The sequence below is a fragment of the Cryomorphaceae bacterium genome (assembly GCA_007695365.1).
In the GTDB taxonomy this organism is placed as follows: domain Bacteria; phylum Bacteroidota; class Bacteroidia; order Flavobacteriales_D; family SKUL01; genus SKUL01.
Map to the genome: position 1 here is coordinate 1 of REDV01000071.1, position 12,264 is coordinate 12,264.

9 protein-coding genes are annotated in these 12,264 nt (G+C 50.0%); 2 read left to right on the plus strand and 7 right to left on the minus strand.

Annotated features, from left to right (window positions below; all coding sequences use genetic code 11):
- Positions 1-128 precede the first annotated feature (128 nt).
- Positions 129-899 (minus strand): methyltransferase domain-containing protein, encoded by a 771-nt coding sequence (locus EA392_05495; GenBank protein ID TVR39785.1) that lies wholly within the window; start codon positions 897-899, stop codon positions 129-131.
- Positions 900-966: 67 nt separating this feature from the next.
- On the opposite strand from EA392_05495, the gene EA392_05500 reads away from it, so the two are divergent.
- A complete protein-coding gene (locus EA392_05500; protein TVR39786.1) occupies positions 967-1,521 on the plus strand; it encodes a hypothetical protein in 555 nt (184 codons plus the stop codon).
- A 72-nt stretch (positions 1,522-1,593) separates the two neighbouring features.
- On the opposite strand, the gene EA392_05505 is transcribed toward EA392_05500, so the two are convergent.
- From EA392_05505 to EA392_05530, 6 genes are all read right to left on the minus strand, one after another.
- Positions 1,594-3,807, minus strand: a complete 2,214-nt coding sequence (locus EA392_05505) for a S46 family peptidase (protein ID TVR39790.1) — start codon at positions 3,805-3,807, stop codon at positions 1,594-1,596.
- A 144-nt stretch (positions 3,808-3,951) separates the two neighbouring features.
- On the minus strand, positions 3,952-5,220 hold the full coding sequence (locus EA392_05510) for an NAD(P)/FAD-dependent oxidoreductase (GenBank protein ID TVR39791.1): 1,269 nt from the start codon (positions 5,218-5,220) through the stop codon (positions 3,952-3,954).
- Positions 5,221-5,346: 126 nt separating this feature from the next.
- Entirely contained in the window at positions 5,347-6,297 is a 951-nt protein-coding gene (locus tag EA392_05515) for a hypothetical protein (protein TVR39787.1), read from the minus strand.
- Positions 6,243-8,342 (minus strand): thioredoxin domain-containing protein, encoded by a 2,100-nt coding sequence (locus tag EA392_05520; protein TVR39792.1) that lies wholly within the window; start codon positions 8,340-8,342, stop codon positions 6,243-6,245. Before EA392_05520 ends, EA392_05515 begins: the two co-directional genes overlap by 55 nt.
- A 70-nt stretch (positions 8,343-8,412) precedes the next feature.
- Entirely contained in the window at positions 8,413-8,886 is a 474-nt protein-coding gene (locus tag EA392_05525; protein TVR39788.1) for a hypothetical protein, read from the minus strand.
- Positions 8,883-10,250: a dipeptidase gene (locus tag EA392_05530; protein TVR39793.1), complete on the minus strand. Its 1,368-nt coding sequence runs from the start codon at positions 10,248-10,250 to the stop codon at positions 8,883-8,885. The genes EA392_05525 and EA392_05530 overlap by 4 nt, the downstream gene beginning before the upstream one ends.
- A 198-nt stretch (positions 10,251-10,448) precedes the next feature.
- Here EA392_05530 and EA392_05535 point away from each other — a divergent pair.
- On the plus strand, positions 10,449-12,264 hold a 1,816-nt coding region (locus EA392_05535), incomplete at its 3' end, for a hypothetical protein (protein ID TVR39789.1).

Consider the following 12,264-nt stretch of genomic DNA (forward strand, 5'->3'; position numbering starts at 1 on the left):
AGTGTTTTTGAGCGGTCATCAGAGTCCCGGAGCGGTGACTCTGATGGAGGGTAGTCACTCGCCCAGACGGGCAAGCTGCGACGCGAGCGACTGGTCAAAGTGATGGTGAGGCGTTAGGGGTATAATCTTCACACCTTCCCTACCCTGTAGAGTATTTCAGATGTTTGCAGGCGATATCGCTCAGCTTCTTCGGCGGGCAATTCCTGCACCAGTTTTTCTTCGGTGACGATAAAACCCGCAGCCCGCAGTTTTTCGGGATAGTCGCGGCCAAAAAGCCGCACATGGTCTTTTTGCCAGTAGTGCTTTTCCCGATCTTCGGGCGCGGTGATGGCCGGATCTTCGTAAGTCGTTTCACGCGAGTAGTCAATGGGCACCTGTAAAATGCCAAAACCTCCGGGCTTCAATACACGGTGTAATTCCGTCATACAGCGGTGGGCATCATCAACGTGCTCGAGCACGTGGTTGCAGAAAATCACATCAAAGCGATTGTCTTCAAACGGAATGTCGTGCAGGTCGAATTTCACATCGGCCAGCGGCGAGTACAAATCGCCACACAGGTAATCGATATTTTTGAGTTTTTTAAACCTGCCGTAAAAACACTGTTCGGGTGCGATGTGCAATACCTTAAGCTGATCGGTAAAAAAATTGGTTCTGCGCTGCAGATACAGCCACATCAACCGGTGCCTTTCGAGCGAAAGACAATTTGGACAAAGCACATTGTCGCGCTGCGCCACCTTAGATCCGTAGCTGAGAAACCGCGAAAAATGATTCCCGCACACCGGGCATTCCACCTTGTTTCCCCTGAAAAGGATGGGTGTAAACAAGCGAAACACATAGCTCAGTCTAATGAGTAACGGCCGGGGAAGTGTGTTGAGCAGAAAAGAGTAAAGCTTTTTCATGTCTGCGGGAGCAGCGCCAAAAGTAGCACTTTGGCCGTTGTGATGAAAAGAGCACAGTTTTTGCCGCGTGCTTTATTTTACAATCTTTGCAACAACCAAATTCAACAACATGAAAAAAGTATTGATAGCAATTATGCTACTGGGTGCAGGAGCAACATACGCGCAGGAAATCACCATGCCCGATGACAAGCGTGAGCAATATGTGAAAGAGCGTGAGCAGCGCGCCAAAGAAGCACGGGAAAAGCGTGAAGCACAACAGGATGTAGAAAGAGAACGTCTTGCGCGGGAGCGAGCCCAAAAATCGAGAGAAGCGGCAGCTGCTGCATCAAGAAGCGATAATGACGGTAATCAGGATGTGTTTTGTATTATTCAGGAAACATTTCGGCCCGGCGAAGGCGGAAAGTCAGAGGTAACCATCATTTTTGATTCTGAAAGGGAGCTTTTGCTCAAGACGCTGCCTAAGGACAAGCAGAAGCTAATGTCACTTACCCTGGAAAAGCAGCGTTTTTCAAACGGCATGGAAGCCCTCGGACACTTTACCCGTCAGGGCTGGAGAATGGAGCACAGTACCGTTTATCCCTTTGAGGGCGTAATGGTGCGGGAATACCTTATGAAGCTGTAGCGTCCGCGTTACATCAAACGAAAAAAGGCCGCGCATTGCGGCCTTTTTTCGTTTCAAGAATTTTTCAAGTTCTTACTCCGCCGGTTGACGCAGTTCTGCTCCCTCGCGAACGGCTCTGGCCGGTCGGGTGTTTTTCACCACCGTCATTTCATCCACGAGATGCGCTGCACCCGCAAATTTGTCGATGATAAAAAGGATGTAGCGGGCATCCACTGAAATGGTACGCTGAAGTTCGTGTTCAAAGGCTATGTCGCCGCTCATGGCTTCCCAGTTTCCGTCGAAGGCACAGCCAATCAATTCGCCTTTTCCATTGATCACCGGACTGCCGGAGTTTCCACCGGTGATGTCATTGTTGCTGATGAAATTCACAATCATACGGCCTTCACTGTCGGCATAGCGGCCATAGTCTCGATTGCGGTGCAATTCCTTGAGTTTTTCAGGCACGATGAATTCGGGGTTGGTGGGATCTTCTTTTTCCATCACACCTTCAAGTGTAGTATAGAATTCGTAAAACACTGCATCGGCCGCGTTGTAGGCCCCCACCGAGCCGAGGCTGATTCGCAGGGTTGAGTTGGCATCCGGGAAAAACTGCTTGTCGGGCTTCATTTCGCGCAAGCCTGCAATAAACTCGCGGTAGCCTCGCTCAAGTTTGGCATTGGCCTCTGCGTTGCGCTCATTCATGCCGAAGTACATCCCCATCAAATCACCGGAAGCCTGCGCAATAAGATCCTTCTCAAGGCTCTTTGCATTGGGTTTCTCGAGAAATGCCAAGTAGCGATCTTTGTCGGTAAAGATGGATTTGCTGAATGCTGTTTTGCCATAGCGGTCAAAGTCGCCTTTGAATTTCTTACTCACAAAGGAGAAAAACTCAGGGTGCTGTTCTTTAGACACGTCCATATAATACTTGCCAAGCATGCGGCTGAAGAGTTTCAAATCGGTGTCGTAGCTGTATTCTTCAAAATGACTTTCGCCGAGGCTCACCAACTGCTGCTTCAGTGCTTCACGCGCCGTTTCATCTTCAGCGGCATCATAGGCCTGAAAAAGTCTGCTGAAGCGGAAGGCAAACAAGATCGCGTCGGCACTGAGCACACCGGCCTCCAGAATATAGGTATTGCCTTTTACGTAGTCTTCCATCATTTTGTACCCTTCCTCAATGGTTTGAAGCGTATTGCCATATTGCTGCTGGCGGGCGCGATCGGCATTTACCCAGCGGGCAAACTCAGCTTCCAGCTCTTTTTTCTTTTCGTACACGTTGAGGCGCTTCAGACCCCGGCTTTGACCAATAAAGTACTTCCAGTAGTTGGCCGTTTGGGCGTATTTAGAAGCGTATTTAATTCGTACTGCCTCATCGGCATCCATGTCCTCTTTCATAAGTTTCAGCTTGAGGTCGCGGATATCCACCACTGTGGGGTTCTTGATATCGAGAGCCTGTCGAATACCAAAAGAGGTCAGGTAGCGATCGGTGCTTCCGGGAAAACCCATCACCATGGCGAAATCGCCCTCCTCTACTCCATCGAGTGAAACCGGCAGGTGATGACGGGGCTTGAGGGGTACATTGTCTTCGCTGTAGGGCGCAGGCTTCCCATCCGGACCTGAGTACACCCTCATCAGGGCAAAATCACCAGTATGGCGGGGCCACATCCAGTTGTCGGTATCTCCGCCGTATTTTCCGATGCTTTCGGGCGGAGCCCCTACAAGGCGCACATCCTGAAACACTTCATAGAGGAACAGGTAGTATTCATTTCCACGGAAAAAATCGCGCACTCTTGCGCGGTAATGATTGCCTTCGGATGCTTCCTTTTCAATTTCGCGCATCACTGCCGAAACAGCCGCCTCGCGCTCCGATTCAGACATTTCGTTATTCACAGCAGCCAGCACCCGCTCTGTTACATCATCCATCCGAACCACGAAAGATGCAGTAAGTCCACGGTTGGGCAGTTCCTGATCGCGGCTCATGGCCCAAAAACCGTTGGTAAGGTAGTCGTTTTCTACCGAGCTATGGGTACGAATAGCATCGTATGCACAGTGGTGATTGGTGAGCATCAGGCCCTGATCGCTGATGATTTCACCGGTACAAAAACCACCGAGCGAAACGATGGCATCTTTGAGACTGCTGTTGTTTACGCTGTAAATTTCTTCGGGCGTAAGTTGAAGACCCATTTCCTGCAGATCGCGCTGATTAAGGCGCTTAATCATCAGCGGTAGCCACATTCCTTCGTCGGCCTTTACAGGAGCAACCTGCAACAAGGCGGCGAAGATTAAGAGAACACTAAACCATTTTTTCATGTTGATTGCGTTTGAATTCAAGGGCGCGAAGTTAAGGTTTTCGGAAGGATGGCTGACCCAAATGTGATGGGTGGCGAGGAATCCCGGGTTCGATAAAAAGTAGCGGTGCAACTTCTCAAAGATGACTCCAGGGCTTACTCTGAGTCAATCCCTCGAAAAAGGCCGTATAATCAACCGGATATCGCGGTTGTAGTTGAAGAAGTTGTGCGTCCAGTTAATGAAAACAATGAGGCGATTGCGAAAGCCAACCAGCGACATAAGGTGTACGAACATCCAGACAAACCACGCAAAGGTTCCCTGCAGTTTCCATCGCGGCAAATCGGCAACTGCCCGTTTACGGCCAATGGTCGCCATAGAACCAAGGTCCTTGTATAGAAATGGTTTCGGCTCCTTTCCTTCCGATTGACGAATCAGGTTTCGGGCAAGGTTTTGTGCGGATTGAATGGCGACCTGGGCTACCATCGGGTGGCCCTGCGGAAACGCCTCTGTTTCCATGTAAGCCACATCGCCTATGGCATAAACGTTGTCACAATCTTTTACGCGGTTGTGCTCATTTACCCATAATCGCTGCTGACGCCCCAACTGATCCGTAGAAAACCCGTGGACAGGCGCTCCCTTTACGCCAGCTGCCCAGATAAAGGTTTGGGTAGGCATGGGTTTCTGGCTTGTGGTTATGGTTTTACCGTCGTAGTCTTCTACTTTGGTGTTAAGCCACACCTGTACCCCAAGCTTTTCGAGGTAGCTTTTAGCCTTTTCTGAAGCCTTAGGGCTCATGGATGCCAATACGCGCTCTCCCGCCTCCACGAGGTGAATGTTCATCCGGCGAAAATCGAGATCGGGGTAATCACTTGGAAGTACGTGTCTGCGGAGCTCTGCAATGGCACCCGCAAGTTCCACTCCCGTGGGGCCTGCACCCACAATGACCACGTTCATCAGGCTTTCACGCTCTTTGAGATCACTGGTAAGAAGCGCCTTTTCAAAGTTCTGCAACAATAACGACCGGATATCCAAGGCCTCAGGAATGTTCTTCATTCCCATAGAGAGCGATTCGAAAGAGGCGTTGCCAAAAAAATTGGTGGTTGAACCCGTAGCCACCACAAGGTAGTCGTACTGCAGGTTGCCTATGTCGGTCTGCACCTCGCTATTCTCAACATCTACACCCGTTACTTTACTCATGCGGAAGTAAAACTCGTGTCGTTTCATAAACACCTTCCGGAGCGGGTACGCAATAGAATCGGGTTCAAGACCTGCGGTTGCAACCTGGTAAAGCAGGGGCTGAAACGTGTGATAGTTGTGCTGGTCAATCAACACGGTTTGGAAGCGTTTGGCGGGCAGCCGTGTAATAAGTTGCATTCCTCCAAAACCGCCACCAATTACCACCAGTCGCGGAAGATTGGTTTCAGGGATGTTCATGCCTTCAGCACTTTTTAGCATATCCGTACTATTTCGCGCAAAGGTACGCTCAGAAAAGTCTGAAAATTTGACAACTATCTTAAAAAACCTGAAAGTGTGCGCCCGGGCACCTAAAGCGTGCTCTTTCTATTCAAAAAAAGCTGTTTTGTACTGTGCAATGCGAATGAACTCGGTGGCCTCGTCTTTGGCGAGACGGGCTTTCATCAGCCAGTTCGCCTCGTCGTACAGGTATTCTATTCTTCGGATACTCTCACTGTTGAGTTTTTCATAGGCCTCAAGCAGGTTACCGGCATCGTCATACACATAGCTAAAGTGAAGGGTATCGGGAATGGACATATTGGCGCGAACTATTTTTTCACTTAGGAGACCTCTTTCGTTGTAGTCGTACTTCACGGAACTCATCCTGTTGTTGGTGATAAAACGGGTGCGATGCTCACGAAGATAGCCGTGTTCATCGAGAATCAGCCACTCCTCTTTGTACGGCTTATCATAGCTGTTGTAAGTGGTACGTTTCTCGCCGTTTTCCAGCTCGGTATAGCGAATCTGCTCGGTGTAAATTTCGGTTCGTTTCGGGCCTGTTGTGGAAAGCGTGTCGCGGGGCGATTCCATGCGCGAGCATGTTTCACTAATCACACGGCGCTGGTCGTCGTAAGTATATCGGTAGGACGTGGCTCCGTGAATATCTGCCACAATCCGATCGAGCAGCAAGCCATCGCTGTCGTAGCGATACACAATGGCGTTGAACTCGCGCTGGCCACGGATCATTCGGGATGTTTCTACTTTAAAGAGCCTTCCTGCGCGGTCAAACTCGTAGGTGATGTTCTCGTCCGATTCGCGAATAATATCTGACTCACGCTTGGAAGAAAAACTGCCAGAAATCTCAGAAACCTTGTTGGCCCGCACAAAGGCCGGGTTAAAGCGGTGATCATCAACCAGCGAAATGCCGCGTGAATTATCAATGAGCTGAGCAAAAACGGCACACGGAAAAAGTGCCATCCACATCAACCACATTGCTCCTTGTTTCACCATCTGAGTTGTTTCAGGGCAGCCGCAACCTCGTTTACCGGCATTTGGCATGCTCTGTTTTCGCAGACAAAGATGGTGGTTTGGTTTTCAAAAAAGCGACTTTCGAACAAAGGCAGTTCACTTTCATGCTTTGCAGCCAGCACGGAAACATTGGGCGTGAAGTTGGATTGCAGCTCTAACGCCAAGGTTATGGCTTCATCGCCGGTAATCACCACCTCGCGCCAGTTGTACACTTCGCCCAGCATCAGGTTGGCCCAGTTGCTGTAACCCGATGCGTACTTTGGAATCATGGGTGCTACGTTGCGGAGCATCTGCCGTGAGCGCTCAAGGTATGCCTCATTGAACCAAAGGTGGCCTTGCAAAAAGAGCACACGCGCCATCACAGAGTTGGAGGATGGTATCACGTTATCGCTCACCTCGGTTTTTCTCGCAATCAGCGGAGGATCCAAATCAGAAGTGAAATAAAACATGCCTGTTTCCTCTTGTGAAAAATGTGCAATGGTGTAATCGGTAAGCTCGCGGGCCGTTTCGAGCCATTGCTCCTCAAAGGTGGCTCGGTAAAGATCGAGCAGGGCTTCAATGGTGAAGCAGTAATCTTCCAGGTAGCCATTGATGGTGCTTTTGCCATCTTTGTAGCTGTGATTCAGGCCCCCGTCAGAGCGCCGCTGGGCAGAGAGCAGGAAATCCATATTCTTTCTGGCGGGTTCAAGGAAACGCTCATCACCAAAGGTGAGATAGGCTTCGCACAGTCCCGACACGGTAAGCGCATTCCATGAAGTGAGGGTTTTGTCGTCCAAACCGGGTCTTACGCGTTTTTCGCGGGCTGCAAGCAGGGTCTTGTTTACCTCACCTTGTTTGGCAAGCAGTTCCTCGGGTGTAAGCTTGTGGATTTGCATCAGCTCCTCATCGGTCTTTTTGCGGAGCGGAATGTTGTTTCCGTGTTCCCAAAGTGCGGTGCCGCCAATGCTGTAAAGGTCTTTCACAAAAGGGAAATCATCGCCGAACAGCTCTTTCAGTTCGTCCTCTTTCCACACATAGAACTTTCCTTCCTCGCCTTCGCTGTCTGCGTCGAGGGCACTGTAAAAAGCACCGTTTGCGGCCGTCATTTCCCGCTCAAGCCATTCGGCTGTTTGATATACCACGTGTTTGTGAAGCGGGTCGCGGTAACGTCTGTATGCCAAGCTGTACAGGCTAAGCAACTGGCCGTTGTCGTAGAGCATTTTCTCGAAGTGGGGAACTTTCCACACCATGTCCACCGAATAGCGCGCAAAACCGCCACCTACCTGGTCGTAAATGCCGCCCATGGCCATTTTGTTGAGTGTAAGCTTTACGTGGGCACTCACTTTCTCATCGCCGGCTAAAAATCCGTAGTTGAGGAGAAACTGGTAGTTGTTGGGCAGCGGGAATTTCGGAGCGCGGTTTGGTCCGCCGGCTATTTCGTCAAAGGAGTCTTTCCACTTGCGCACAGCAAGGTCCAGGGTATCGCGCGAGAGCCATGCCTCGTCTTCCTGGAGCTGCACAAGATCGCTTTGCTGCACGCCTTCGGTGAGTTTTTGGGCGTATTCGGCAAATTTTTCAGGTTCCTGTTGCCAGGTTTCGTGCAGGGTGATGAGGATTTTCTCCCATTGCGCAGGAGGGAAATAGGTTCCGCCATACACCGGTCGGCCATCGGGCAAAGTAAAGCAGTTGAGTGGCCAACCCCCGCTTCCAGTCATAAGTTGTACGGCATTCATGTAGATTTGATCTACATCGGGGCGCTCTTCACGATCAACCTTCACCGACACAAAATGCTCGTTCATAATGGCTGCGAGGGTGTCGTTTTCAAACGACTCGCGCTCCATCACGTGACACCAGTGGCAGGCAGAATAGCCGATACTAATCAGCACCAGCTTGTTTTCCTTGCGGGCTTTTTCAAATGCTTCTTCTCCCCAAGGGTACCAATCTACGGGGTTGTATGCATGCTGAAGGAGATATGGGCTGCTCTCATTGGCAAGTCTGTTGGGCTGTTTGTCGTGCTTCATGGAATCGGTTTGGGGTGAGCAGGAAAAAAAGGAGGCCAGAACCAAAAGGTTCAGCCAGCGCAGCTTTATGAGCATCACCGGGTGCATAGGGCGCAAAGATAAAGGGAACCGCACAAGAGCGGGGCCACTGAAGTTACACGCCGTTTCAGCGCGGGCGGATATTTCCGTCAAAGGCAACTTTTTCGCGATGATCTACATCAAAATTTTTGGTGAACAAACCGGAGCCTCCACGCACTTTTCCGTGCAGCCTGACATCCAGCGATTGGGTAATCAGGCTACCCACCAGTACACTGATGAGGTTGCTTCCGGCTTTTTCTGCACTTACTGACGACTGAACATTTACATACCCTTTGAACTTTTTGGGCACTTGCACCGGCTCTTCGAGGTAGAGTTTACCAAAGTTCACGCGGTTGATTTCCATTTCGAGGTCAGTGCTGGAAACCTTTAGCGGGTAGCTGTTGGGGTTGTCAATATGCACATCAAAGGAGAAATACAAACGATCGGAGCCCATGGATTTCACCCTGAACTTGCGAATATCGGTGATGTCCACATCGTTGTATGAGCAGGAAGAAAGGCAGCAAAAAGCCAGTAACCCTGCGAGGAAAAATTTTGCGCTCATTGTTCGTTGTGCAGAGAAGCAAAGTGCTTGTAAAAACGCGGTATGGTTTCAATTCCCTTGAAGTAGTTGAAAATACCGTAGTTCTCATTGGGTGAGTGAATCTTATTGGAGTTCAGCCCAAAGCCCATCAGCACGGTATCAAGACCCAGAATGTTCTTGAACAGGGCCACAATGGGAATACTTCCTCCCCCACGCACGGGGATGGGTTCTTTGCCAAAAGTATCGTGCATGGCTTTGTGGGCAGCGCGGTATCCGGCCGATTCGAGTGAGGTAACTGCTGGGTCGCCACCGTGATGCGGGGTCACTTTCACTTTCACACAATCAGGAGCAATGGATTCGAAGTGTTGCTGAAAAAGCTGGGTGATTTTTTCCGGATCCTGGTTGGGAACCAATCGCATGGATATTTTGGCATATGCTTTTGAGGGCAATACCGTTTTGGCGCCATCGCCGGTGTATCCGCCCCAAATACCGTTCACATCGAGGGTGGGCCGGATGGAAGCTCGCTCAGAGGTATTGTAGCCTGTTTCTCCCCACACTTCACTGATTTCGAGGTCTTGTTTGTACTTCTCCAGGTCAAAGGGGGCTTTGTTCATCTCTGCCCGTTCTTCGGCAGATACCTCCTGCACATCGTCATAAAAACCCTCTACGGTTATGCGGTGATCGTTATCGTGCAAACTTGCAATCATTTGAGCCAGAATGTTAATCGGGTTAGCCACAGCTCCGCCGTAAATACCGGAATGCAAATCGCGGTTCGGACCGGTCACTTCTACTTCCACGTAGCTCAGTCCGCGCAAACCCACCGTAATGGACGGCACGTCGTTGGCAATCATGGCGGTATCAGAAACCAGCACTACATCGGCGCGCAGCATTTCTTTGTGGCGCTCCAGGAAAGGGGCCAGCTCTACCGACCCAACCTCTTCTTCTCCCTCAAAAATGAACTTGATATTGCAGGGCACTTCTTTCAGCCCATGCATGGCCTCAAGTGCTTTGATGTGCATGTACATCTGGCCTTTATCGTCGGCAGCACCGCGGGCAATAATCAGGTCGTCTTTAATCACCGGCTCAAAAGCAGGGCTATCCCAAAGATCATCCGGGTCGGAAGGCTGCACATCGTAGTGCCCGTAAACCAGAACTGTGGGCAGGTTGTTGTCAGTAATGTATTCGCCGTACACAATGGGGTGCCCGTTTGTGGGCATCACCTCGGCTTTGTGCGCTCCTGCTGCTGTAAGCTGGTCTCTCACGAATTCAGCCGCCTTGAGCACGTCCTCTTTGTGTTTAGGTTGTGCACTAACCGATGGTATACGCAGAAATTGAACAAGTTCATCCAGGAAACGTTGGCGGTTTGATTCAATGTAGTTATCCAGTGCTTGCATCTTACGGTGTGATTTAGACTTAAAAATGAATGCGACAAATATACCAATCCAGAGGCGCTTTGAGCGTAAGGTTTACCCAGCTCACCGCCAGCCTGTACGAAAATTCAGGTCACAAAATGGCAGAAAAACAAAGACAATTACGATATTCGCTAGCTAAATTTGCAGGAAGCAAGTATGTGATATGTTCCAATGGGAGTGCGAAGTGCAACCATCGCCTTTTCCAGACGTCATACCTCGGCTGACTGTAAAACCGCATTAAAACTACACTCGATGAATAATATCTACAAGCACCTCATCACCGTCATGTTGCTTGTTATGGCAGTGACTCATATTTCTGCACAGGTAGAAGTGGATGTCTCCATGACACCTGAACAACTTGTGCAGGATGTGTTGCTAGGACAAGGAATTACGGCCTGGAACATCACTTTTAACGGTCAGCCGGGCAATGTTCAGAACAATCAAATCGGGCGCTTTATTGGCCCGAGCAATTTTGTGGATTTTGATGAGGGAATTGTGATGGCAAGCGGACATGTAGGTCAACTGGATGGCACCGCCGCTGGGGGGGCAATCAACCCAAGTTTAACAGGTGATCCTGATTTAGCGGTTATTGCAAGTCCTTTTTCGGTGAACGATTGTGCCATTTTGGAATTCGACTTTATTCCCAATGGAGATTCCCTTGAGATTCGTTTCGTTTTCATGTCTCACGAGTATCCTGGCTTTACGTGCTCGAGCTACAACGACCCCTTCGGGTTTTTTATCAGTGGCCCGGGAATCAATGGTGGTGGACAATTTATGAACAACGCAGCAAATATTGCCCTCATTCCAGGCTCAGACACTTTTATCGGAGTTAATACCATCAATTCGGGTGTTCCTGCCAATCACCCAAACTGTCTCAATGTGAACCCCAACTACATGAACGACAGTCAATATTTTGTGGCAAACAACCCACCCATACCCGGAGACATTCAGTTTCCCGGACTGACGGTAACCATCACAGCATATGCCGAGGTGATATGTGGTGAAACATACCATATCAAACTGGGTGTTGCCGATGCCAGTGACCAGATTCTTGACTCTGCAGTGATTATCGAAGCTGCGAGTTTTCAGTCCAACCTTTTTATTGATGCATCTCTTGAAATTCCTGTGGGTGTAAACGACTCTACGCTTTACGATGGTTGCGGACTTGCGTACCTCACTTTTACCCGCCCCGGTGATACCTCCATGACAGAAACCGTGTGGATTGAGTACAGCGGAGACGCTATTAATGGCGTGCACTACCCTTTGTTGCCAGATAGCATCGTGTTTGAGCCCGGAATGCAAAGTGTAACATTTGAGCTCACCATCCCTCCCGGAGTAGATATTACCGGGCCTATGCAAGCCATCATTACCATCACGAACATAGCTTCCCAATGCGGCGGAGATGTGCTCACCAATGAGTTCACATTTTGGATTAACACCGTCCAACCGCTCGACGCCATATTCGAGGATGTGTGGATAGAAGCCTGCGGAGACAGCGTCACGATTGGGCCCATCCCGCTTGAGGGGTATGGGCTGTACACATTCGATTGGTCGGACGGATTTGACGGGCCTGAACAAACACTGGCGCCGCTCGAAACCATTACCTACACCATTACCGTGGGCGACACCTGTGGCATGGAGTCCGTTACCGGCGATATCACCATCAATGTGCCTGTGGCTCCGCCCGTTTTTGTTGATGCCGGTGAAGACCAGTTCATTGAATCATGCTTTGAGTTTGCCAATCTTGTAGGTGAGATATCCGGAGGCGATGAGAACTACTCCTTTGAATGGTACAACGGAAATCAATTGATCAGCACCGAGCAAATATTTCAGTATGCCCCGCCCGGCACCTCGGTTATCACTTTTATCGGATCCGATGCCTGCGGCAATACCGATACGGACCAGATGACCATTTTTGTTCCTCCGGTGGACGTTTTTGTGGATGCCGGACCCGACCAGATATTGCAAACCTGTTATGACTCGGTGC